Source organism: Pseudarthrobacter sp. NPDC092439 (assembly GCF_044754945.1).
Taxonomy (GTDB): domain Bacteria; phylum Actinomycetota; class Actinomycetes; order Actinomycetales; family Micrococcaceae; genus Arthrobacter.
The window spans coordinates 985335-1009466 of the sequence record NZ_JBIVQB010000001.1 but is presented as its reverse complement, the minus strand read 5'-3'; the positions used below and the strand labels follow the sequence as shown (position 1 = coordinate 1009466).

General features: G+C 68.6%; 19 protein-coding genes and 1 pseudogene. 14 read left to right on the top strand and 6 right to left on the bottom strand.

Features of this window, described 5'->3' with window-relative positions; genetic code table 11:
* Positions 1-103: 103 nt before the first annotated feature.
* From ACIQCM_RS04675 to ACIQCM_RS04665, 3 genes are all read right to left on the bottom strand, one after another.
* Complete coding sequence (locus ACIQCM_RS04675; RefSeq protein ID WP_400603079.1) at positions 104-1780, bottom strand: formate--tetrahydrofolate ligase; 1677 nt, start codon at positions 1778-1780, stop codon at positions 104-106.
* A gap of 10 nt (positions 1781-1790) precedes the next feature.
* The gene (gene mshA / locus ACIQCM_RS04670) at positions 1791-3056 is read right to left on the bottom strand and encodes a D-inositol-3-phosphate glycosyltransferase (RefSeq protein WP_400603080.1); all 1266 of its coding nucleotides are present in this window, start codon (positions 3054-3056) and stop codon (positions 1791-1793) included.
* Positions 3057-3128: 72 nt separating this feature from the next.
* Positions 3129-4529, bottom strand: a complete 1401-nt coding sequence (locus ACIQCM_RS04665) for a 6-phospho-beta-glucosidase (protein WP_400603081.1) — start codon at positions 4527-4529, stop codon at positions 3129-3131.
* A 70-nt stretch (positions 4530-4599) separates the two neighbouring features.
* Here ACIQCM_RS04665 and ACIQCM_RS04660 point away from each other — a divergent pair, with 70 nt between their 5' ends.
* The 6 genes from ACIQCM_RS04660 to tsaD all read left to right on the top strand — a co-directional run bounded on the left by ACIQCM_RS04660 (position 4600) and on the right by tsaD (position 9836).
* Complete coding sequence (locus ACIQCM_RS04660; protein ID WP_400603082.1) at positions 4600-5691, top strand: carbohydrate kinase family protein; 1092 nt, start codon at positions 4600-4602, stop codon at positions 5689-5691.
* A 66-nt stretch (positions 5692-5757) separates the two neighbouring features.
* Complete coding sequence (gene alr, locus ACIQCM_RS04655) at positions 5758-6978, top strand: alanine racemase (RefSeq protein ID WP_400603083.1); 1221 nt, start codon at positions 5758-5760, stop codon at positions 6976-6978.
* A complete protein-coding gene (gene tsaE, locus ACIQCM_RS04650) occupies positions 6975-7541 on the top strand; it encodes a tRNA (adenosine(37)-N6)-threonylcarbamoyltransferase complex ATPase subunit type 1 TsaE (RefSeq protein ID WP_400603084.1) in 567 nt (188 codons plus the stop codon). Before alr ends, tsaE begins: the two co-directional genes overlap by 4 nt.
* Positions 7541-8206, top strand: a complete 666-nt coding sequence (gene tsaB, locus ACIQCM_RS04645) for a tRNA (adenosine(37)-N6)-threonylcarbamoyltransferase complex dimerization subunit type 1 TsaB (protein WP_400603085.1) — start codon at positions 7541-7543, stop codon at positions 8204-8206. Before tsaE ends, tsaB begins: the two co-directional genes overlap by 1 nt.
* 41 nt (positions 8207-8247) lie before the next feature.
* Positions 8248-8745 (top strand): ribosomal protein S18-alanine N-acetyltransferase, encoded by a 498-nt coding sequence (gene rimI / locus ACIQCM_RS04640; RefSeq protein WP_400603086.1) that lies wholly within the window; start codon positions 8248-8250, stop codon positions 8743-8745.
* A complete protein-coding gene (gene tsaD / locus ACIQCM_RS04635; RefSeq protein ID WP_400603087.1) occupies positions 8742-9836 on the top strand; it encodes a tRNA (adenosine(37)-N6)-threonylcarbamoyltransferase complex transferase subunit TsaD in 1095 nt (364 codons plus the stop codon). The genes rimI and tsaD overlap by 4 nt, the downstream gene beginning before the upstream one ends.
* Positions 9837-9941: 105 nt before the next feature.
* Here tsaD and ACIQCM_RS04630 read toward each other — a convergent pair whose 3' ends face one another.
* Entirely contained in the window at positions 9942-11093 is a 1152-nt protein-coding gene (locus ACIQCM_RS04630; RefSeq protein WP_400603088.1) for a glutamate--cysteine ligase, read from the bottom strand.
* A gap of 377 nt (positions 11094-11470) precedes the next feature.
* Between ACIQCM_RS04630 and ACIQCM_RS04625 the strand changes: the two genes are divergently transcribed.
* Positions 11471-12898 carry a glycoside hydrolase family 3 N-terminal domain-containing protein gene (locus tag ACIQCM_RS04625; protein WP_400603089.1) on the top strand — a complete coding sequence of 476 codons (1428 nt, stop codon included), beginning with the start codon at positions 11471-11473 and terminating at the stop codon, positions 12896-12898.
* Between the two features lie 58 nt (positions 12899-12956).
* Entirely contained in the window at positions 12957-13754 is a 798-nt protein-coding gene (locus ACIQCM_RS04620; protein WP_400604230.1) for a shikimate 5-dehydrogenase, read from the top strand.
* Here ACIQCM_RS04620 and ACIQCM_RS04615 read toward each other — a convergent pair.
* Positions 13738-14988, bottom strand: a complete 1251-nt coding sequence (locus tag ACIQCM_RS04615; RefSeq protein WP_400603090.1) for an SAM-dependent methyltransferase — start codon at positions 14986-14988, stop codon at positions 13738-13740. The genes ACIQCM_RS04620 and ACIQCM_RS04615 overlap by 17 nt on opposite strands.
* 53 nt (positions 14989-15041) lie before the next feature.
* Here ACIQCM_RS04615 and ACIQCM_RS04610 point away from each other — a divergent pair, with 53 nt between their 5' ends.
* Entirely contained in the window at positions 15042-15431 is a 390-nt protein-coding gene (locus ACIQCM_RS04610; protein ID WP_400603091.1) for a hypothetical protein, read from the top strand.
* Here ACIQCM_RS04610 and ACIQCM_RS04605 read toward each other — a convergent pair.
* Complete coding sequence (locus ACIQCM_RS04605; protein ID WP_400603092.1) at positions 15362-16297, bottom strand: DMT family transporter; 936 nt, start codon at positions 16295-16297, stop codon at positions 15362-15364. The genes ACIQCM_RS04610 and ACIQCM_RS04605 overlap by 70 nt on opposite strands.
* A 227-nt stretch (positions 16298-16524) precedes the next feature.
* Between ACIQCM_RS04605 and groES the strand changes: the two genes are divergently transcribed.
* The 5 genes and pseudogenes from groES (at position 16525) to guaB (ending at position 24072) form a co-directional block, all read left to right on the top strand.
* Entirely contained in the window at positions 16525-16818 is a 294-nt protein-coding gene (gene groES, locus ACIQCM_RS04600) for a co-chaperone GroES (protein WP_003805290.1), read from the top strand.
* A 76-nt stretch (positions 16819-16894) separates the two neighbouring features.
* Positions 16895-18505: a chaperonin GroEL gene (gene groL, locus ACIQCM_RS04595; RefSeq protein ID WP_400603093.1), complete on the top strand. Its 1611-nt coding sequence runs from the start codon at positions 16895-16897 to the stop codon at positions 18503-18505.
* Between the two features lie 93 nt (positions 18506-18598).
* A pseudogene (locus ACIQCM_RS04590) lies at positions 18599-20123 on the top strand (ATP-dependent DNA ligase).
* A gap of 79 nt (positions 20124-20202) precedes the next feature.
* On the top strand, positions 20203-22326 hold the full coding sequence (locus ACIQCM_RS04585) for an acyltransferase family protein (RefSeq protein WP_400603094.1): 2124 nt from the start codon (positions 20203-20205) through the stop codon (positions 22324-22326).
* Between the two features lie 234 nt (positions 22327-22560).
* Positions 22561-24072 carry an IMP dehydrogenase gene (gene guaB, locus ACIQCM_RS04580; protein ID WP_400603095.1) on the top strand — a complete coding sequence of 504 codons (1512 nt, stop codon included), beginning with the start codon at positions 22561-22563 and terminating at the stop codon, positions 24070-24072.
* Positions 24073-24132 lie beyond the last annotated feature (60 nt).

Sequence of the window (24132 nt, the reverse complement as noted above, 5' to 3'; positions counted from 1 at the left end):
GCTGCGTTAGGTGAGAGAGGGTCTCCGGGAAAGCTGCGTTAGGTGAGAGAGGGTCTCCGGGGAAGCTGCGTTAGGTGAGAGAGGGTCAACGGGGAGGGGCGGGTTAGGCGAGGCCGACCGGGTTGCCCTCTGCGTCCACGTCCATGCGCATCGCCGCGGGGGCGGCAGGCAGGCCGGGCATGGTCATCACCGCACCGGTCAGCGCCACGATGAAGCCCGCCCCGGTCTTGGGCAGCAGGTCGCGGACGTGGATGGTAAAGCCCTTGGGAGCGCCGAGCCGGGTGGCGTCGTCAGTGAAGGAGTACTGTGTCTTGGCCATGCAGACGGGCAGGCCGCCCCAGCCGTTCCGCTCGATCTCGGCCAGGCGCTTAAGGGCAGGAACGGAGAAGTCCACGCCGTCCGCCCCGTACACCTCCTGGACGATGGTGCGGATCTTTTCCTCCACCGGCAGTTCCAGCGGGTACAGGTGGTGGAAATTGTTCGGCCGCGAAACGGCATCCGCCACGAGGGCAGCGAGTTCGTCACCGCCATCCCCGCCTCCGCCGCGTCCCCACACGTCCGCCACCGCTGCCGGGACGCCCTCAGCGGCGCACCACGCCAGCAGCCAGTCGAGTTCTTCGGCCGAGTCCGAACCGAAGCGGTTAATCGCCACCACCGGAACGACCCCGAACTTTTCGACGTTGCGCACATGCCGCTGCAGGTTGCAGACGCCGGCCTCCAGAGCGGCCAGGTCCGGCGTGCTGAGCTGGTCCTTGGGTGCGCCCCCCTGCATCTTCAGGGCCCGCACGGTTGCCACCACGACGACGGCGGACGGGGCGAGTCCGCCGAAGCGCGCCTTGATGTCCATGAATTTTTCCGCGCCCAGATCGGCGCCGAAGCCCGCCTCGGTGACTACGATGTCCGCCAGGCGTCGTGCCGTCTGCGTGGCTATCAGTGAATTGCAGCCGTGCGCGATGTTCGCAAAGGGACCGCCGTGGACCAGCGCAGGGGTGCCCGCAATGGTCTGGACCAAATTTGGCTTGATGGCCTCCTTGAGCAGCAGGGTCAGGGCCCCCTCCACTCCGAGGTCAGCCACGGTCACGGGGGTGCGGTCGTACGTGTAGCCGAAGGTGATGCGTCCCAGGCGGCTGCGCAGGTCCGCCAGGTCCGTGGCCAGGCAGAACACGGCCATGATCTCCGAGGCCACCGTAATATCGAAACCGTCCTGGCGCGGCACGCCCTGGGTGGGTCCGCCCAGCCCGATGACCACCTCGCGAAGGGACCGGTCGTTCATGTCCAGCACGCGCTTGAACGTCATCCGCCGCGGATCCAGGTTCAGTTCATTGCCCTGGTAGATGTGGTTGTCCACCAGGGCCATCAAGGCGTTGTTGGCGGAGGTGATGGCGTGGAAGTCACCGGTGAAGTGCAGATTGATTTCATCCATCGGCAGCACTTGGGAGTAGCCGCCCCCGGTGGCGCCACCCTTCATGCCCAGGACGGGCCCCAGTGACGGCTCCCGAAGCGCGATCATCACCTTATGACCGGCGCGGGCGAGGGAGTCGGCGAGCCCCACCGTAGTGGTGGACTTTCCCTCACCCGCCGGCGTGGGGGAGACCGCCGAAACCAGCACCACCTTTCCGTGCGGGACGGGCGCAGCCAGGCGTGCGGGGTCGATTTTCGCCTTGTACCGTCCGTAGTACTCCACCGCCTCCGCGTTGACCCCGGCGGCGGCCGCGATGTCCTCGATGGGAAGGATCCGCGCTGCGCGCGCTATTTCCAGGTCGGTGGGAAGGGCGGTCATTGCTCTCCTGTCAGGACGCGGGGACCGCCGGAACAAGCCGGGGCCCCACCTGGTTGTCGACGGCGGCGTGGTAGCTTTCGAGCGTGATGGCGGCGGTGCGGGACCAGCCGGAGTTCTGGGCGCGGATTGCTGCGGCCCTCCCCATGTCGCGGCGGGTCTCGGGGTCGTCGTGCAGCGCTTCCAGGGCGTCAGCCCAGTCGGCGGCGTGGTGCCCGTCCACGAGCAAACCCGTGCGGCCGTGGAAGATGGCGCGTGAGAGGCCGCCCACCCGGGTAGCGACCACCGGGGTCCCGCAGGCCTGTGCTTCCAGCGCCACCAGGCCAAAGGACTCGCTGAAGGAGGGCATCACCACCACGTCCGCGGCCCGGAACCAGGCCGCCAGCTCAGGCGCCTTAACCGGCGGAAGCTGAGTGACGGCGTCGTCCATTCCTGCCTCGGCGATCAGGCAGCGAAGGTTGAATTCCTTGTTGCCGCTGAGCGAGCCGAGGATGGTGACGCGCAGGTCGATGTCCGGCCGGCGGCGCCGCAGGAGCGCCGCAGCCTTGACCAGCACCTGGGGCCCTTTAAGGCGCTGGATCCTGCCGGCGAAGACCAGATGGAACTGCTCCTCACCTATCCCGTGTTCCTTCCGGGCGCGGGCGCGGAAGGCCGGGGTGAAGGTTCCCAGGTCCACGCCGGGAGGGGCGATGTCTATCCGCTCGTACCCGGCGCCGTAGTGCGACACGAGCTCGGCGGCCTCGGAACTGGTGTTGGCAATTAACCGTGCAGCTCCGTCCACAATCCGGTGTTCGCCCAGTTCACGGCGCCGCGGCTCGGGCTGCTCGCCGGATTCGAGAAGTTCGTTTTTGACCTTGGCCATGGTGTGCATGGTGTGGACCAGTGGCACGCCCCACAGCGCGGAGAGCTCGAGCCCGGCAATCCCGGACACCCAGTAGTGGGAGTGGATGACGTCGTAGCGGCCGTGCGGCTGGCGCCGGCGGATCTGCTCGATTTCGGCGACCATGCTGTGGAGCAGCCCGGGCAATTCCTCCTTGGGAATCTTGCGCGGCGGGCCGGCGAGGACGTTGTGGACGCAGACACCCGGACCGGGGTGTTCGACGGCGGGCTGGCCGGCCGAAGTGGCGCGGGTGAAGATCTCCACCTCCACGCCGGCCTCCGCCAGCGACGATGCGAGCTCACGGATGTAGACGTTCATGCCGCCGGCGTCGCCGGATCCGGGCTGTTCCATGGGGGACGTGTGCAGGGAGAGCAGTGCGACCCTGCGGATCAGTGCCATGGGACCTCCTTCCGGGCGCCGGGCCGCGCGGGCTCCGGTTCAATGCGCATTCGATAAAACACTACTCCTCACCTACTCCCGGCCGCCCCACATCCGGGCCAGCTCCGGGAAGGCGCCTTCGTACCCGGCAAGCAGCTGCGCGGCCAGGTCCGCCGACCCGACCAGCGGGTGCTGCGCGAACGCCTCGAGCGCTGCTTCCCTGCTGCCTTCCGTCACCGCGCGAACGGTGAGCCCCTCCACGGCCTTGACGCTTCGGAGCAAGTTGAGCCGGTGTTCGGGCGGGGCCGCCTGGGGAAGCGGTGCTGCGCCGTCGGCGGTCACCGTGCAGGGAACTTCGACGACGGCGCCCGCGGGCAGGCCCGGAATGGCGGGCAGGGCGGCGGCCGGTTCAGCCCTGGACAGGCCCGCGGGTTCAAGACCGTTCCGCGTGTTGAGGATCAGCTGCGCCTCGCCGCGGCCGGACAACGCCGCCATAGCGGCCAGTGCCACTTGTTCGTAGCCTCCTCCCGCAAGGTCCTCCTCATTCCGGCGCTCTCCGCCCTGGCGGGCCTCGGCGAGGTACCCTTCCTCGCGGGAGAGGCGCGCGTCCTCCCATATCCGGTAGGCGTCCCGGCCCGCCGCCGCCATGCGCGGGTACAGGTCCGCCTGTTGCCGGTGAATGCTTTCTCCCCGCGTCCGGGGCATGGCTGCCATGGCCCGCAGCGCGGCATCGTGCCGGTAGTAGTAATAGAGGTACTCGTTGGGCAGGGCCCCCAGTTCCATCAGGAACGCCTGTGGGAAGAGGCGGCCCTCTTCGAAGGATTGGAGGGCCGCGGGATCAGCCAGAAGGTCCGGCAGGACGTCCCGGCCCCCCGACTCCAGCCGGTACAGCCAGCCGAGGTGGTTCAGCCCGTAGTAGCCCACGCCGTCGAGCGTTCCTGCCGGAAGTTCCACCCCCGCCGCGCGCGCCGCGCGGTGCACCAGCGCGCCCGCCGAATCGCAGATGCCGATGACCCGGCGGCCCAGCAGCGGCGCGAGTGCCTCCGTGACCATTCCGGCCGGGTTGGTGAAGTTGATCAGCCACGCGTCCGGGCAGAGTTCCCTCATCTGCCGGGCGAGCTCCAGCATGTGCGGAATGGTGCGCAGGGCATAGGAGATGCCTCCGGCGCCGGTGGTTTCCTGCCCCAGCAGGCCAAGGCCCCGGGCCACGGTCTCATCCGCTACCCGCCCTGCCGTTCCGCCGGGCCGGATGGCGGCGAATACCATGTCCGCCCCGGCCAGCCCTTCCCTGGCATTGGTGGTGGTGTGGATTCGCAACCCGCCATCCGGCCCCGCCGGCATGCTGTCCAGGACGGCGCGGATGGCCGCCAGCCGGGCGGGATCGACGTCGAACAGCACCAGTTCCGTGGCCAGGCCGGCGAATCTACCGGACACCAGAGCCCGGTAGATCAGGGGCACCCGGAAACCCCCGCCGCCTGCAATCAGAAGCCGCATAGGAAGCAGTCTAGGCGCGGGGCGGGACAGGCCCTACCGGATGTCAGCGGCAGGGCGTAGTGTGCCGGACATGGACGCGATTCCAGCCCGCCCGTTCGATCCCCTGGCCGGCGTCCGCCCTGCCGCCCAGGAGGGATTCGACCTGCTCCTGGCCGGCACCGTGTTCCAGGACATCATTTTCACCGGGCTGCCGCACGGCCCTGAACCCGGCACCGAAATCTGGAGCGACGGGATGGGCAGCTGCCCCGGCGGAGTGGCCAACCAGGCAATCGCGGCCGCACGCCTGGGCCTGCGCACGGGCCTGGCCGCTGCGTTCGGGGACGACGGTTACGGCGACTCCAACTGGAAGATCCTCTCCGGCCAGGAACGCATAGACCTCAGCCTGTCCCGACGCGTCCCGGGGTGGCACTCGCCGGTAACCGTCTCGCTGTGCGTGGACCGGGACCGTTCAATGGTCACTCACGGCCATGCCGCCCCTGTCACGTCCTCGGAGCTGATCGGTCAGCCGCCGCCGACGCTTGCCGGGATCGCGGAGGTGGGGTTGGAGATCGAGCCCTGGGCCAAGGCCGCGCACCAGGCCGGGGTGAAGCTTTTCGGGGACGTGGGCTGGGATCCCAGCGGTGAGTGGGCGCCGGTGAGGTTGGACAATCTCCAGTACTTCCACGCGTTCCTGCCCAACCAGCGCGAGGCCATGGCGTTCACCGCCAAGGACGATCCGTGGAGCGCCCTGTATGCGCTCGCGGACCGGGTGCCCGTGGCCGTGGTCACCCTGGGCGCGCAGGGCGCCATGGCGGTGGACTCCGAAACGGGGGAGGAGGAGTGGGTGCCCTCGCTTCCCGTCAAGGCCTACGACCCCACCGGCGCCGGCGACTGCTTCGATGCCGCGTTCATTGTGGGCAGCCTGGCCGGTTGGCCGCTGGGAAACAGGCTGAGGTTCGCCAACCTCTGCGCCGCGCTGGCGGTCCAGGAAGTGGGCGGGTCGCTGGCTGCTCCGGGCTGGGGCGATATCGCGGACTGGTGGAAGCGCGCCAACGCCCGCCCGGAGCGGCAGATGAGCCAATGGCTGCGGCGGTTCGCGTTCCTTGCGGAGATCATCCAGGACGTTCCCCTGGCCGCCCAGCGCAGGGCCGCCGCCACGATCGCCCACCTTTCGGACGCCTGAGGACTGGACCGCTGCGTGCGCGGCGCCGATTATTCGGCCGGAAGGCCCCGCACTAGAATCACTAGGGTGACTAACCCCGCAACCACCGGAGAATTCAGTACTGCCCCCGGACGGGAGCCGCGCCACGAGCGCTCCGCAGTAATCGACCTCGATGCCATCCGCCACAACGTCCGGAGGCTCGCCGCCGCCGCATCGCCTGCCAAGGTCATGGCCGTGGTCAAGGCGGACGCCTACGGGCACGGCGCCGTCCCCGTGGCCCGTGCCGCCCTCGAAGCAGGGGCCGCCTGGCTGGGCGTCGCCCACATTTCCGAGGCACTGGCCCTCCGTGCCGCCGGCATCGACGCACCCCTGCTGGCGTGGCTGCACACCACCGAAAGCAACTTCGGCGCTGCCGTGGCGGCGGGAATCGACATCGGCTGCTCGGGCTGGGAGCTGGACTACATCGTGGCAGCGGCGCGCGAACAGGAACGCCCTGCCCGCATCCACTTGAAGGTGGACACCGGCCTGGGCCGCAACGGCGCTGCCCCGGAAGCATGGGACCGGATGCTCGGACAGGCCGTGGAGTACCAGGACCAGGGCCTGCTGCGCGTGGTGGGCATCTTCTCGCACCTCGCCGTTGCGGACGAACCCGAGCGGCCCGAAACGGACCAGCAGCTGGCAGCGTTCCGGGAAGTGCTGGCGCTCGCCGAGGACGCCGGGATCGACCCCGAAGTCCGGCACCTGGCCAATACTCCTGCCACGCTTTCCCGGCCGGACACCCATTTCGACCTGGTCCGGGTGGGCCTGGGGATCTACGGACTCTCGCCGTTCGAGGGCACGACGTCCGCGGAGCTCGGCCTGCGGCCGGCCATGTCGCTGCGCACGCTGGTGTCGCAGTGCAAAGCCGTTCCGGACGGGCAGGGTGTCTCCTATGGCCTCCGCTACCGCACCGAAGGCCCCAGCACACTCGCGCTGATACCCGTGGGCTACGCCGACGGCGTTCCGCGCATCGCTACGGGCGGACCGGTCCGGCTCGCCGGCCGGACGTACCCCGTGGTGGGCCGCATCGCCATGGACCAGATGGTCATCGACCTCGGCGGCTCGCCGGAAGCAGGCGCCGGGCTGCTGGGCGCCGAAGCCGAACTTTTCGGGGACGGAGCCGACGGCGGCCCCACCGCCGACGACTGGGCGCGGGCCGCCAGGACCATCAACTACGAGGTGGTCACCCGCATCAGCCCGCGGGTTCCGCGGCGGTTCATCAACGAGGCGGACCCCCGTGCCGTCTCCGCGCCGGAGGCGACGCCATGAGCGGCACCGCCGCGCCGAACTGGGAAAAGACGCTGAGCGCCACCACGGCGGACCGGACCCATGCCCTCGGCGCCCGGCTCGCCGGGGTGCTGAGGCCCGGGGACCTCCTGGTTCTCTCCGGCGAGCTGGGTGCCGGCAAGACCACGTTCACCCAGGGCCTGGGGGAGGGCCTGGGCGTGCGCGCCGGGGTCATTTCCCCCACGTTTGTCCTTGTCCGGATCCATCCCAACCTGCCGGACGGTCCCCGCCCCGGCGGGCCGGACCTGGTGCATGTGGATGCGTACCGGCTGGGCTCGGCGGCAGAGATTGACGACATCGACCTGGAAAACACCATGGACACCGCCGTCACGGTGGTGGAGTGGGGCCGGGACCGGGTGGAACACCTGAGCGAGAGCCGGCTGGAGATCGACCTGCACCGCGCCATGGGCGGAGCGGTTCGGGAGGCGACGGACGGTGACGTCCTGGACTTCGAGGAAGCGGACGTGGACGAGCCGCGGACCATCGTCATGCGTGGCTACGGTCCGCGCTGGCCAGCCGCCCCGGACCTGGAAGGAGCCCGCTGATGCTCATCCTGGCCATCGATACTTCGGCCGTTGCCAGCGCCGCCCTGGTCCACTCCACGGACGGCGTGGTGGCAGGTTTCGCCACTGAGGACACCCGCAGCCATGCCGAGGTGCTGGCCCCCGGGATTGAAACGATGCTGGCCAGGGCCGGCGTCACCGGAGCGGACATCGACGCGCTCGTCGCCGGGGTGGGGCCGGGCCCGTTCACCGGGCTGCGCTCCGGTATCGCCACCGCCCGCACCCTCGCCTTCGTCTGGCGCAAGCCGCTGCACGGGCTGATGAGCCTGGACGCCATTGCCCTGGAGGTTGCCGATTCAGCCAGCGCGGCGGGCGACTTCCTGGTGGTGACGGACGCCCGACGCAAGGAGGTGTACTGGGCACGGTATTCCCACGCGGACGGCGGGCTTCCGCAGCTGGTGGACGGCCCGCACGTCGGCTTCGCCGCGGACCTGCCGGACCTGCCGGCGTTCGGCGCCGGCGCGGGCCTTTACGCTGATGTGCTGAAAGCCGATCCGGGGTTCGCCCGGCAGCAGCCGGACGCCGCCCACCTTGGCCAGTTTGCGCTGGCCAGAATGACCACCGGCGGTACGCTGCTGGATTCCACGCCGCTGTACCTGCGCGAATCGGACGCCCAGGTGCCCGGTCCCCGGAAGCGTGCGCTGTGACGGGCCCGGCAGCCGGCGCCTCCGGTGTCACCCTCCGAGGGATGACCATGGACGATGTCGCCGCCGTCCATGCGCTGGAACAGCGGCTCTTCCCGGTGGATGCGTGGCCGCTGCAGATGTTCGTGGACGAACTGTCCCAGCCGGAAACCCGCAGCTATGTGGTTGCTGAGGGCGCTGCCGGCATTGTGGGCTATGCAGGACTCATGTGCATCGAGCCCATCGCGGACGTCCAGACGATCGCCGTCGTCCCTGAAGCCGAAGGCCGCGGCATCGGCAGCACCCTCCTGACCACCCTGATTGACGAGGCCCGGCAACGGCGGGCCGCGGACGTGCTGCTGGAGGTGCGCGCGGACAACCCGCGCGCCCAGCGGCTGTACCTGCGTTTCGGCTTCGAGCAGATCCACGTCCGTCCGCGCTATTACCGCGACGGTGTGGATGCACTCATCATGCGGCTCCAGCTCGCGGATGGCCGCGACGACCAGGTCAATGCGGACCAAACGAACGCCAACCAGGCCAACAAGGAAGCAGGCCAGCCATGAACCGCTCGCAGCCCCTGGTGCTGGGGATCGAATCGTCCTGTGACGAGACCGGGGTGGGAATCGTCCGCGGTACGACGCTGCTGACCAACACCGTGTCCTCCTCCATGGACGAGCACGTGCGGTTTGGTGGCGTCATCCCGGAGATCGCCTCCCGGGCGCATCTGGACGCATTCGTCCCCACCCTGCAGGAGGCGCTGGACGATGCCGGCGTCACGCTGGAGGACATCGACGCCATTGCAGTCACCTCCGGCCCGGGCCTGGCCGGTGCGCTCATGGTGGGCGTCTGCGCGGCCAAGGCACTGGCGGTAGCCACGGGTAAGCCGCTTTATGCCATCAACCACCTGGTGGCGCATGTGGGCGTGGGCCTGCTCGACGGCGGACCGGGGGCCGGTGCGACGCCCAAACTTCCCGAAAATCTCGGCGCCCTGCTGGTCTCCGGCGGGCACACGGAAATCCTTCGCATCAACAGCATCACGGACGACGTGGTGCTCCTCGGCTCCACCATCGATGACGCGGCGGGCGAGGCGTTCGATAAGGTGGCCAGGATCCTCGGGCTCGGCTATCCGGGCGGTCCTGCCATCGACAAAGCGGCCCGGGAAGGCAACCCGAAGGCCATCCGGTTCCCGCGCGGCCTCACGCAGCCTAAATACATGGGCACGGCGGAGGAACCCGGACCGCACCGTTACGACTGGTCCTTCAGCGGCCTGAAGACCGCGGTAGCCCGGTGCGTGGAGCAGTTCGAGGCGCGCGGCGAGGAAGTTCCCGTGGCCGACATTGCGGCGGCGTTCCAGGAAGCAGTGGTTGACGTGGTGTCCGCCAAAACCGTCCTGGCCTGCCGGGAACAGGGCATCAAGGACGTTCTCCTGGGCGGCGGGGTCGCGGCGAACTCGCGCCTGCGCGAACTGACCGGGCAGCGCTGCACGTCCGCCGGGATCAGGCTCCATGTGCCGCCGCTGGGATTGTGCACGGACAACGGCGCCATGGTGGCTGCCCTGGGTGCCCAGCTGGTGATGGCGGGAGTGGCGCCGAGCGGCATCAAGTTCGCCCCGGATTCGTCGCTGCCGGTCACCTCGGTGTCCCTCCCCGCCTAGACCCCGACCTGCTCCATCAGTTGTGCCCCTAAAGCGCTGTTTCAGGGACCATAACTGATAGAGCAACGGGAGGGAGGAGCCGGGGGCAGGGGCCGGACCCAGGAGTCAGGCTGTCGGACCGCTGCGCATCTGGCGGACCAGGTCCAGGACCACGGCCTGCAGGTTGCCACCGTTCTCTTCGGCCACCCGGCGCTGGCGCTGGTACCCGGCCCCGCGGCGGATGATCTTCTCCACGTCAGCAAGTTCGTCGGAGCAGCGCAGCTTGGCGGCCACGGGCTCCAGCCGGTTCAGCGTCTCCAGCAGGTGGTCCGTGACCAGCTGTTCCCGTCCCGCGGCGTCCAGGATGATGATGGCGTCCATCCCGTACCGGGCAGCGCGCCACTTGTTCTCCTGCACGTGCCACGGCGGCATCGTGGGGATGGTTCCGCCATTGTCCAGGGTGGTGGAGAACTCGTCCACCAGGCACTGGGTCAGCGCGGCCACGGCCCCCACCTCCTCCAGAGTCGCCAGCCCGTCGCAGATGCGCATCTCAATGGTCCCCAGGGCCGGAACCGGGCGGATGTCCCAGCGGATCTCGGAGATGGCGTCGATGACCCCCGTTGTGAACATGTCCTGGACGTAGGACTCGTATTCGTCCCATGAACGGAACTGGAAGGGCAGGCCTGCGGTGGGCAGCTGCTGGAACATCAGGGCGCGCTGCGACGCGTAGCCGGTGTCCTCGCCGCCCCAGAACGGGCTGGACGCGGACAGTGCCTGGAAATGCGGGAAATAGTTGAGCAGCCCGTCCAGCACAGGCAGTGCCTTCTCCCGGCGGTCCAGGCCCACGTGGACGTGCACCCCGTAAATAACCATCTGGCGGCCCCACCACTGGGTCCGGTCAATCAGCTTGGCGTACCGGGCCTTGTCCGTGACCGGCTGCAGCTGCGGGGGGCTGAACGGGTGGCTGCCGGCGCAGAACAGCTCCACGCCCATGGGATCGGTGATTTCGCGGACTGCCGCCACGGACCGGCTGAGGTCTTCCTTCGCCTCGGCGGCGGTCCCGCAGACGCCGGTGACCAGTTCCACTGTGTTCAGCAGCAGTTCCTGCTTGATATGAGGGTGCTCGTCGTCCTCATTAAGCTCGGGATGCCGGGATGCGACGCCGCGGAGTACTTCGTTGGCCACGGAGGCGAGCTCGCCGGTGCGGCCGTCCACCAAAGCAAGCTCCCATTCAACCCCCAGGGTTGATTGCCTCGAAGCAGCGAAGTCGATCTCCACGCGTTTCCTCACTGTCCTGTTTGCCGCTGGCTGGTGCCGCTGACAGGCTGCTGCCGGCAGGCGAACGGATGGTCCCAGTCTAGTGCAGGGGTAGCATCGTAGTGATGGCCCCGTTCCGGCAGTACCGTGAGAGTCTTCACACCAGCGTCCCCGTCCTGGCCGCGGCAACCGCAGCAGCAGTACTCGCTTCCTGTACCCCGGCCCCCGTGCCCGGCCCGCCGCCGTCGGCCGCTTCAAGCCCCGCCGCGCCCTCCGGGACACAGCGCACGACGCCGGTCCCCGCCACTTCCTCCCCGTCACCGGATCCCCGTTCCCGACCCCTCGGCTGGGGACCCCAACGGCAGGATGCGGAAGCGGCCGCCGCAGCGGTCTCGGCCATGACGCCAGAGGAAAAGGCCGGGCAGGTGATCCTGCCGTTCTTCACGGGCACGGACGTGGAGGCCCACGCCCAGGTGGTTGAGCGCCTGCACCTGGCCGGGTCCATCATCATGGGGGACAACGTTCCCCTGGACGCCTCCGGGGCGGTCAAACCGGCCACCATGCAGGCTCTAAACCGGCGGCTCGCCAAGGCCTCTGCCGGACGGGCCTGGCCCGGCATCATCGCTGTGGACCAGGAGGGCGGGCTGGTGTCCCGCCTGGGCCGGCCGCTGACTGAATGGCCCGCGCCCATGAGCTACGGGGCAGCCGGGAACGGTGCGCTGGCCAGGCTGGCGGGGAAGGCGCTGGCCTCCGAGCTGGCCCACCTGGGCTTCAACGTGGACTTTGCCCCGGGCGCCGACGTGACCATCGGGCCCAACGACCCCACGATCGGTGCCCGGTCCTTCTCGGCCGACCCGGAAGCGGCAGCCACCCTGTCAGTGGAGTTCTCCCGCGGCCTGCTCGAGGCCGGCGTACTGCCCGCTGCCAAGCACTTTCCCGGCCATGGCTCGGTCCCGGCCGATTCGCACCGCAGCCTTCCCGTCCAGGGTGCAACCCTGGAGCAGCTCGAAGCGCGCGACTGGAAGCCTTTCCGGGCCGCTGTCGGCGCCGGCGTGCCGATGGTGATGACCGGGCACATAGCAGTGCCCGCGCTGGAACCGGGCGTTCCGGCGTCGTTGTCCCGGGCCACGTACGGCGCGCTCCGGGACCTGGGCTTCGAGGGCGTGGCCGTGACCGACGCCCTGAACATGTCCGCCGTCAAGGGGAAGTACCCGGACGGGAAAGCCGCCGTCATGGCGCTGGCCGCCGGCGCCGACCTGCTGCTCATGCCCGCGGATGCAGCCAAGGCCCACGCCGCCGTGGTCCGGGCGGTCAAAACCGGCAGGCTCTCCGCGGCCCGGCTGGACGAGGCAGCCGTCCGCGTGGCCACCATGATGCACTGGCGCGGGCGCGCCGGTGCACCCGGCGGCGCGGCGCCGGGAAGCGGGGCGGGCATGTCTTCACGCGTCTCGGCCGCCGCCATCACCGTGCTGGCCGGCGAATGCAGGGGCCCGATGGTTCCGGGCGCTGTGCGGGTGACGGGCGGGGCCCCACGCGACCGGGCGCTGTTCGCCGCTGCTGCAGGCCGGGCGGGACTCAGGGTCGGTTCCGGCCCCGTGGTGAACCTCGTGGGCTTCGGCGGCAGGCCGGCTAAGGGCGATATTGCGGTGGCGCTGGACGCGCCCTGGGCCATCGCCGGGTCCACGGCCCCGGTGAAGCTGGCGCTTTACGGACGGACCCCGGGCGCGTTCGACGCACTGGCCGCGGTGCTGGCCGGGAAGGCGACAGCCCCTGGGAAGCTGCCGGCCGCCGTCGGACGCTACCCTGTGGGTACGGGCTGCCGCTGACGCGCCGGTAACACCCCGCAGGGGGTTAAATGGTTCCGTGCCCATTCTGAACAAAGACATGACCCTGTGTATCTCCCTGTCCGCGCGCCCCAGTAATAACGGGACCCGCTTCCACAACCACCTGTACGGGCAGCTTGGCCTGAACTGGATCTACAAGGCGTTCGCTCCGGCCAACCTGGAGCAGGCCATCGCCGGGGTCCGCGGCCTGGGCATCCGGGGCTGCGCCGTATCCATGCCGTACAAGGAGGACGTGATCGCGCTGGTGGACCGGATGGATCCTTCCGCCCAGGCGATCGACTCGGTGAACACCATCGTCAACACGGACGGGCACCTCACGGCGTACAACACGGATTTCACCGCCATCGAACAGCTCCTCGCCGCTAATGCGGTGCCTCCCGGCTATTCGGTTCTTGTCCAGGGCGCCGGCGGCATGGCCAAAGCCACGGTTGCTGCCCTGCGCGATGCAGGCTTCGGCGATGTCACCATTATCGCGCGGAACGGGGCCGCCGGGCGGGCGCTCGCGGAGCAGTACGGTTTCCGGTGGCAGCCGGCGCTGGAGGGCGCCACGGCGGACCTGATCATCAACGTGACGCCCATCGGCATGGCCGGAGGCGCCGAGGCGGAGGCGCTTTCCTTCCCGCAGGAAACGGTCGACGCCGCACGGCTGATTTTCGACGTTGTGGCACTTCCCGCCGAAACACCACTGATCCGGGCCGCCCGCGCCGCCGGCAAGCCTGTGATTACCGGGGCGGAGGTGGCCACCATCCAAGCGCTGGAACAGTTTGTCCTTTACACCGGCATCCGGCCTTCGCCGGAGCAGGTGCGCGCGGCCGAGGAGTTCATGCGGGCGCAGTAGCTGCGCTTGGGGCCGGTTCCACCACGACGGCCACCCGCTCCTCGCCGATGCGGGTGAGCACCAGGGTGGCGGACGTTCCGGCACCCTTCCGGGCAGCTTTGCCGGAGGGGAGCAGCTGCTTGCGGAGCTCCTCCGGGGTCACGGCCGTGCCGCGCTTCTTGATATCCAGCACCGTGATGCCGTTGTCCTTCACCCATGCCTTGAGCGCCTTGACGTTGTAGGGCATGACCTCCAGGACCCGGTAGGCGCGCGCGAAGGGCGTCTCGACCAGTTCCGGCGCGCAGAAGTAGGCGATGTGCTCATCCACCAGGTGCCCGCCCAGCTGGAGCGCGACGTCGGCCACCAGCCCCGCGCGGATCACCGCACCGTCGGGTTCGTAAAGGTAGCCCTCCACCGCTCCCACGGCCGCCTCCGGGCCCGCACCGAAGTCCTCGCCGCTGGTAACCTCGGCCGCTCCCTGCGGGCCGAGGACCAGGGCGGCGCGGCGGACGCCGGGCCTGCTGACCGCGTTGAACCACAGCGTCACCTCCGTGACGTCACCGCCCACGGATACCCACTGGGCTTCGCAGTCGGCGGGAACGGACTCGTGCGGCATTCCCGGGCCCATCTTCACGCCCACCGCCTTGCCGGTGGCGGCCAGTGCTTCCACGAAGGAAAGCGGCGGGGAGAAGGCCTCCGGATCCCAGATGCGCCGGGTGCCGGACGTGGAGGTGACGCGGCGCGCGGGATCCAGCCAGACGCCGTCGGCTTCTTCGAGGGAAACCGATGTGGCGTCCGCGTGGACCACCGTGGCGTTGGGGAAGGGAATGAGGTTCACCGTGGCACAGGCGGCCGTGGTTTCGTCCATTTCCACGGCGGTGACGGTGAGATCCAGCGAGGCCATGGCCAGGGAGTCTGCGCCGAGTCCGCAGCCCAGGTCCGCCACGTGCCGGATGCCGGCCGCGGCGAAGCGCTGCGCATGGCGGGCCGCGACGTTCAGCCGTGTGGCCTGCTCCAGCCCTGCCTGGGTGAAGAGCATCCGGGAGGCGAACTCGCCGAACTTTGCCTCGGCCCGGGTCCGGAGCCGCGATTGCGTGAGGACAGCGGAAACCAGGGCGGGGGAGTGGCCTGCCTTCCGGAGGGCTGCATTGAGCCCGAAGGACTCGTCCTCGCGGTACGGGCCCAGGGAGCCCAGCAGGTCCCAGCCTTCGGGGGTGAGCAGCGGCGCAATCTGGTCCTGGGGAGCTTCAGCCATGGGTTCCAGCCTAGTGGAGGAGTATCCCGTCCGATGCGGATAGGGTTGATGGCATGAACGACGCAGCGGGACCCCGGCAGGACGGTATGGACGACCCAACGGACACCGGGGCCGTGCACAAGGGCCCGTTGCGGTTTGCCCGGCCGGCGCTGATCGCCGCCGCCACGGTGGCCGTGGTCTGCCTGGCGCTGCTGGTCATCATCTTCATGCTGGACGCGTTCAATGCCACCGTTTACTCCGTGGGCGGCAACAGCATCCAGGACGACACACAGGAGGCGCGCGACATCCGCGGACTCTACGCAGGAGCCCGTGCCGGCGGCATGGTGGTCCTGGTGGTGTCGCTGCTGACTGCCGCGGCGGCCGCCGTCGTACTTTACCGCGGACGCAACCAGGCAACCGGCGACGGCGACGAGGACGTCGACTTCGAGGACCTGGGCCGCTGAGGCCCGCCCGGCCGCTGCCCGGCGCTGGTCAGGAACACCCCTGATATCACCAGGACCCCGCCCAGGACCTGCGTAACGCTGATGGGCCGGCCCAGCAGCACCGTGATGATGGCGGTGAACACCGCAATGAGGTTCAGGTAGTTCCCGGCATTCGCCGGCGATGTCCGGGTCAGGGCCAGGTTCCACAGCAGGTACGAGCCCAGCGACGGGAAGACCACGATGAACGCCAGGGACCATGCCTCGGCGGGAGCCGACGGCAGGCCTGCTCCGGTTGCGGCCGCGACGGGAGCCAGGACGACGGCCGCCATGGCCACCTGGACGGCCGTGGACGTGATGGCAGGCAGCGACTGCCGCCGGGCCAGGACCGTGTAGCCTGCCCACACCGTGATGGCGGCGAGGATCAGCAGTTCCCCGGCCTTGAGGGAGAACGTCAGCAGGCGGTGGAGTTCCCCTCCGGTCAGGACCAGCAGGACGCCCGCCAGGCCCAGCGCGACTCCCAGCCAGCTGGCCGGGGCCGGCCGGTCACGGAACAGCACCACGGCCAGCACCAGGATGAGGGCGGGGTTGGCAGCGGTGACCAGCGAGGCGTTCAGGGCCGAGGTGTGCCCCAGGGCGCTGTACAGCAGCAGCGTGTAGCCGGTCATGCCCAGGCAACTGAGCAACAGCAGCAACGGCCACTGCCGGAGGACGGCCCGCCAGTCCGGCCGGTCGATGACTTGGGCCAGCACCAGCAGCGGCAGCGCAGCCAGCGCCCAGCGCCAGAACGTCAGCTGCAACGGAGCCATCGTTTCCACGGCGGCATGGCCCACCACGAAGTTGCCGGCCCAGAAAAGGGTGGCCAGGGTCAGGTAAATCGCAGCTCGCACCGCTCAAATCTACAGGTCCGCGCGTCCGCCCGTGACGAAAATGCTGGCACTCGCCTTGACCGAGTGCTAACCCGTGCATAGAGTCTTCATTAGCACTCTCCCTAGGCGGGTGCTAACACATGAAGAGCTGCCAGCCAGGCTGCTGCCGGCACCGCGACGACGGTTTGCCAGCCAGTGCGGGAGAGCTTTCCAGTCCACGAATTTGCTGACGAAAAGGAGAGGTCCGAGTGTCGGTCTCTATTAAGCCTCTTGAGGATCGTATTGTTGTCCGCCCGCTCGAAGCCGAGCAGACCACGGCTTCCGGCCTGGTGATCCCGGACTCCGCGCAGGAGAAGCCCCAGGAAGGCGAAGTTGTTGCAGTTGGCCCCGGCCGCTTCGAGGACGGCAACCGCGTACCTGTTGACGTGGCCGTCGGCGACGTCGTCATCTACTCCAAGTACGGCGGAACCGAAGTCAAGACCGGTGGCACCGAGTACCTCGTGCTGTCCGCCCGCGACGTTCTGGCGATCGTCGTTAAGTAACCTCCGGATCCCCGTGCTGCCTGTCCAGTTTGCGCTGGCCGGCGGCGCGGGGTTCTGTCTTTGAAAGGACACCACCATGGCAAAGCAGCTTGCGTTTGATGACGCTGCCCGCCGGGCCCTCGAGGCCGGCATCGATAAGCTCGCCAACACCGTCAAGGTGACGCTCGGCCCCCGCGGCCGCAACGTCGTCCTGGACAAGAAGTGGGGCGCGCCCACCATCACGAACGATGGCGTGACCATCGCCCGCGAAGTGGAACTGGACGATCCTTACGAGAACCTTGGCGCCCAGCTGGCCAAGGAAGTTGCCACCAAGACCAACGATGTTGCCGGTGACGGCACCACTACCGCAACGGTTCTGGCCCAGGCACTGGTCAAGGAAGGCCTGCGCAACGTTGCCGCAGGTGCGGCTCCCGGCCAGATCAAGCGCGGCATCGAGGTTTCCGTGGAAGCCGTCGCCGCCCGCCTGCTGGAGAACGCCCGTCCGGTTGAGGGCACCCAGGTTGCCAGTGTGGCTGCCATCTCCGCACAGAGCGAAGAAATTGGCGAGCTCCTTGCCGAAGCCTTCGGCAAGGTGGGCAAGGATGGTGTGATCACCATCGAGGAATCCTCCACCACCCAGACCGAACTGGTCCTGACCGAAGGCATGCAGTTCGACAAGGGCTACCTGTCCCCGTACTTCATCACGGACGCGGACCGCCAGGAAGCCGTCCTCGAGGACGCCCTCATCCTGATCAACCAGGGCAAGATCTCCTCGCTGCAGGAGTTCCTGCCGCTGCTGGAGAAGGCGCTGCAGTCGTCCAAGCCGCTGTTCATCATTGCCGAAGACGTTGACGGCGAGGCACTCTCCACGCTGATCGTCAACCGCATCCGCGGCACCCTGAACGTGGTTGCCGTCAAGGCCCCGGGCTTCGGCGACCGCCGCAAGGCCATGCTTCAGGACATCGCCACCCTCACCGGTGCTCAGGTTGTCTCCCCGGAGCTTGGCCTCAGCCTGGACACCGTGGGCCTCGAGGTGCTGGGTACTGCCCGCCGCATCACGGTCACCAAGGACAACACCACCATCGTGGACGGCGCAGGTTCTGCCGAGGACGTGTCCGCACGCGTCGCGCAGCTGCGTGCCGAGCTGGCCCGCACCGACTCCGACTGGGACCGCGAAAAGCTCCAGGAGCGCCTGGCCAAGCTGGCCGGCGGCATCGGTGTCATCAAGGTCGGCGCTGCCACCGAGGTTGAACTGAAGGAAAAGAAGCACCGCATCGAGGACGCCGTGTCCTCCACCCGCGCTGCCCTCGAAGAAGGCATTGTCTCCGGTGGCGGTTCAGCCCTGATCCACGCCCTGAAGGCACTGGATGAGGACCCTGCCGTGCAGGCACTCGAAGGCGACGCGGCTGCTGCCGTGGGCATCGTCCGGCGTGCACTGACCCAGCCGCTGCGCTGGATCGCGCAGAACGCCGGCTTCGACGGCTACGTCATCGTGGCCAAGGTCGGCGAACTGGAAGCCAACCACGGCTTCAACGCCAAGTCCGGTGAGTACGAGGACCTGATCGCCGCAGGCGTGATCGACCCCGTCAAGGTGACCCGCGCGGCTCTCCGCAACGCGGCTTCCATCGCCGCCCTGGTCCTCACCACCGAGACCCTGGTGGTGGAGAAGCCGGCTGAGGAAGACGAGCACGCAGGCCACAGCCACTAAAGCAAGGCCATACAACAAAAAACCGGTCCGGCATTTGCCGGGCCGGTTTTTTGTCTGCCGCTGCTCTTGCCATGCCCGTGGCAGACTGGTGCCATGCTGCTCGATGAGCTCGTGAAAACCACTGACGCGGTCTCATCCACACGCTCCCGGCTCGCCAAGGTCGAGGCGCTCGCAGAGCTGCTGCGCCGGCTTGAACCTGCCGAAATCGCCACCGCCGTCGGCATGCTCACGGCACGGCCGCGGCAGGGACGGGTGGGCGTGGGCTGGCGCGGAATGTCGGCCGCCCGGGGAACGCCTGCGGCGGTGCCGGGCCTGACTATCGCCGACGTCGACGCCGCGTTGGACCGCCTCCTCGGCACGGCCGGAACCGGGTCCGCCGCGGAGCGTATCGCCACCCTTCGGGCCCTCATGTCCGCCGCGACGGAACGGGAGCAGGCCTTCATTGCCGGCGTCCTCCTCGGTGAGCTGCGCACCGGCGCCTTGGAAGGCGTGCTGACCGACGCCGTCGCCCGGGGCCGCCCGGCGGCCCGTTGAAGCGGTGCGCCGCGCCGCGATGCTTTCCGGCGACCTGGGCGGCACCGCGCGGCTGGCGCTTACCGGAACGGAGGCCGAGCTCGACGCGGTGGGCCTCGTCGTCGGCCGCCCGGTGCAGCCCATGCTCGCCGCAACGGCATCCACCGTCCGGGCTGCGCTGGAGACCACGGGGGAGGCGTCGGTGGAGTTCAAGCTCGACGGCGCCCGCATCCAGGTTCACAGGTCCGGCGACGACGTACGCATCTACACGCGCACCCTGGCGGAGGTGACGCACCGGCTGCCTGAGGTGGCGGACCTGGTACGGGGACTGCCGGTGCGCGACGTGATCCTCGACGGGGAAACCCTGGCGCTGGGGGAGGACGGTGCACCGCGGCCCTTCCAGGAGACCATGTCGCGGTTCGGAGCGGACACGGCGCGCGCCACGCTACTGCATCCGTGGTTCTTCGACGTGCTGCACATCGACGGACGCGATCTGTTGGAGGAGCCGCTGGCGGTGCGCCTGGGGGTGCTCGAACGCATCGCGCCCGGCCACCGGATCCCCGGGCAGGTCACAGCCGACCCCGCGGCTGCCGAGAACGTCTCCCGCGAGGCGCTCGCCGCCGGACACGAGGGGGTGGTGGTAAAGGCTGTTGGCTCCCCCTACGCGGCCGGCCGCCGCGGGTCCAACTGGATCAAGGTCAAACCGGTGCTCACCTACGACCTGGTGGTGCTTGCCTGCGAGTGGGGGTCGGGACGCCGGACAGGATTGCTGTCCAACCTGCACCTCGGAGCCCTCGATCCCGCCGGCGAGTTCGGCGAGCCCGGCGGCTACGTGATGGTGGGGAAGACCTTCAAGGGCCTCACGGACGAACTGCTGCGCTGGCAGACGCAGCGGTTTCAGGAGATCGAGGTGCGGCGGACGGCCAACACGCTTTGGGTGGAGCCGGTCACTGTGGTGGAAATAGCGATCGACGGCGTGCAGCAGTCCACGCGCTACCCTGGCGGCATCGCCCTCCGGTTCGCCCGGGTCAAGCGCTACCGGGACGACAAAACGCCTGCCGAAGCGGACACCATCCAGGCTCTGCGGGCCCTGCTGCGCTCCTGACCGGGCTGCTTGTCGCTGCGCGAAGGTACGGTCCGTTTAGGGGCCGGGAGCCCATTTCGGCTAAACTTGAGGGTTTGTGATGGGCTCCGAAGGGTTATCCGTGTCGAATCTCAGGACCACAGTCGCACCGCACGAAGGTGCCGCGCAGCAACAAAACAACCGAAAACAGGCTTTCCGCCCTGAGGTGCAAGGCCTGCGCGCCCTTGCCGTCCTCATGGTTGTCGCTTACCACGTGTGGCTGGGCCGGGTTTCCGGCGGAGTGGATGTTTTCCTGCTGATCTCGGCGTTCCTGCTGACGCTTTCATTTGTCCGGAAGGCCGAGTCCGGCCGCCCGTTCCGGCTCGCCGCCCACTGGCTGCACCTGTTCAAACGGCTGCTGCCCGCCGCCGTCGTGGTCATCCTTGGCGTACTGGCCGGAACCTGGCTGTTCCTGCCGCAGAGCCGCTGGCCGGAGGTCCTGGACCAGGCGTGGGCATCCCTGCTGTACCGCCAGAACTGGCTGCTGGCCGATACTGCCGTGGACTACTACGCGCAGGACCACGCCGGTGCCAGCCCGCTGCAGCACTTCTGGTCCCTGTCGATCCAGGGCCAGGTCTTCATCCTGTGGCCGCTCATCCTTGCCGGCTGCGCCGCCCTCCTGCCGTTGGTCCGTCGCCTTCCCGGCCGCGTGCCCGAAGCCCGGCTTGCCGTTTCCCGCCTGACGTACAGGGGGCTGCTGGCGATCGTGTTCGGGACCGTTTTTGCCGTCTCGCTCGCCTATTCCGTGGAACAGACGGCCACCAACCAGGCCTACGCCTACTTCGATACCAGAACGCGCCTGTGGGAATTCGCCCTGGGTTCGCTGCTGGCTTTGTCGCTGCCTTACCTGAAGCCCGGAGAGGCCGTCCGCGTCCTGCTGGGCTGGGCAGGCATCGCCGCGATGGTCGCGTGCGGCCTCCTTCTTACTGTGGACCGCTCCTTCCCGGGGTTTGTAGCCCTGTGGCCCACCCTCGCCGCCGCGGCCGTGATCGTGGCCGGCCAAAGCGGCAGCCGCTTCGGCGTGGACCGGATCCTCAGCAGCCGGCCGCTGGTGGCGCTGGGTGACAACTCCTACGCGCTCTACCTCTGGCATTGGCCCATCCTGGTCCTTTCGCTCGCCGCCACGGGAGTGCAGGACCCCAACCTTTCGCAGGGACTGTGGATTGTGGGCGCATCGATTGCGCTGGCGGTGCTGACGACGCGCTTCGTGGAGAAACCCCTTCGTGACTGGCACTGGCCGCAGCGGCGCACCTGGCGGAACGCCGTCGTCGTGGTTGCCTGCGGCGCCCTCCTGGCCGGCCCCGTGGCGGTCTGGCAGACCACGCTCAGCGCCGAGGAAAGCGCGACGGCGGCCCAGCCCAAGGAGCTCACGCCGGGTGCCGCGGCACTCAGCCCCGAAAACGCCGGGCAGCCCGTTCCCGAAGCGCGGACCATCCCGGGTCCCACCGCCCTCGATGACGACTGGGCGGGCATCAGCGATCCCTGCGTGGACGCGAACGCCACCGACGATCCCATCCTCGAGGGCTGCCGGCAGCAGCTGCCGGAGGGCAACGTGACCAAGCGCATTGTTGTTCTGGGAGACTCCCACTCCCAGCAGTACCTGGCCGCGCTGGAGCCCTTGGCGGCCGAACGCGGCTGGGAGCTGGTCACCCTCCTGATGCCGGCCTGCCGCTTCGGTGCGGAATCGGAGGCGCGCAATGCCGAATGCAACGCCTACAACAGTGCCGCTTCCGCGTATGTCCTGGAGCACCGGCCCGACGCCGTCTTCACCGTCGCCTCGCTGACGCACGAGGTGGCGCCGTATGAAACGGAAGTTCCAGGTTACCTGGAGGGGATACAGCCGTTCGCGGACGCGGGAATCGAGATCATCGGCATCCGCGACAACCCGCGGTTCACCTTCAACATGCCCGAGTGCGCCCAGCGCAGCGGCGCCGGAGCAGCGGAGTGCAATCCGCCGCTGGGCGAATCCCTGGTTCAGCCCTCGCCGCTGGAGAACTACCGCGGCAAGGTGAAGGGTTTGCACCTGATGGACATGAGCGACTTCATCTGCGCCGACGGTGTGTGCCCGGCGGTGGTGGGAAACATCTACGTCTACAAGGACGACAACCACCTGAGCCGGACCTACGTGGAAAGCATGGCACCCATGTTCAAGGAACGCCTGCTCGCCGCCACCGGCTGGAAGTAGCCGGAGCCGCCAACGTGCGGCCCGATCCCGGGCAGCTTCGTGGAGTTGCTCACATCAGCTGCGCGGAATAGGGGGATCGGCGCCAAGGTTCTAATATTTACTCAACACTTCCTGCCCCGGACCTGTACGTTGGCCGGGGCGGTGCCGACGTTCTGCACAGGCCAGTCCCGTAATGACGGGCTGGTCATCAGCTGCAACCCCTACCCGCCAGCAACCAAGGTAAGAGGCGCACTCATGACCGAGCCCGAACACAATCCATTTGGCTTCATCGGCCTGACCTACGACGACGTCCTGCTCCTTCCCGGCCACACGGACGTCATCCCGTCCGACGCCGACACCTCCTCGCGGATTTCCAAGCGCATCACGGTCCAGACCCCGTTGCTCTCGGCAGCGATGGACACCGTCACCGAATCGCGGATGGCAATCGCCATGGCCCGCCAGGGCGGCCTGGGCGTGGTCCACCGCAACCTGTCCATCGCAGACCAGGCGGACCAGGTGGACCGGGTCAAGCGCAGCGAATCCGGCATGATCACCAATCCCCTGACCATCCGTCCCGAGGCCACGCTCCGGGAACTGGATGACCTGTGCGCGCAGTACCGCGTCTCCGGTCTGCCCGTGGTGGACCAGGACAACCGCCTGCTGGGCATCGTCACCAACCGCGACACGCGGTTCGTTCCGGAATCGGATTTCCCGCTGCGGCTGGTCAGCGACGTCATGACCAAGATGCCGCTGGTCACCGGCCACGTTGGCATCAGCCGCGAAGAGGCCTCGCACAAGCTGGCCACCAACAAGATCGAGAAGCTGCCCCTGGTGGATGACCAGGGGCGCCTCAAGGGCCTGATTACCACCAAGGACTTCACCAAGGCGGAGCAGTACCCGCTGGCCACCAAGGATGATGAGGGCCGCCTTCGCGTGGGCGCCGCCATCGGCTTCTTCGGGGACGGCTGGGAGCGCGCCATGGCTCTGGTGGACGCCGGCGTGGATGCACTGTTCGTGGACACTGCCAACGGCCACTCCCAGGGCGTGCTTGACATGATCCGCCGCCTCAAGTCTGATCCCGTGGCGGCCCACGTGGACGTCATCGGCGGCCAGGCGGCCACCCGCGAAGGCGCCCAGGCGCTGATTGACGCCGGTGCGGACGGCATCAAGGTGGGCGTCGGCCCGGGCTCCATCTGCACAACCCGCGTGGTGGCCGGCGTCGGAGTTCCGCAGATCACCGCCATCTATGAGTCCGCCAAGGCAGCGATTCCTGCCGGGGTTCCCCTGATTGCCGACGGCGGCCTGCAGTACTCGGGCGACATCGGCAAGGCGCTGGTTGCCGGAGCCGACACCGTCATGCTGGGCTCCCTCCTGGCCGGCTGCGACGAGTCCCCGGGCGAGCTGATCTTCGTCAACGGCAAGCAGTTCAAGTCCTACCGCGGCATGGGGTCGCTCGGTGCCATGCAGTCCCGCGGCAAGAACACGTCCTACTCCAAGGACCGCTACTTCCAGGCTGACGTTTCCGGCGATGACAAGCTGATCCCCGAAGGTATCGAAGGCCGTGTCGCGTACCGCGGACCGCTGGCTTCCGTGGCGTACCAGCTGGTGGGCGGCCTGCGCCAGACCATGTTCTACACCGGTGCACCCACCGTGGCTGAGCTCAAAGCGCGCGGCAAGTTCGTCCGCATCACTCCGGCCGGGCTGAAGGAATCGCACCCGCACGATATCCAGATGACGGTGGAGGCGCCGAACTACGGTTCGCGCTGATCCTCCCCGGGACGCCGAATAAGGGGGCCCGCCCTCGCTGGACTCCAGCCATGGCGGGCC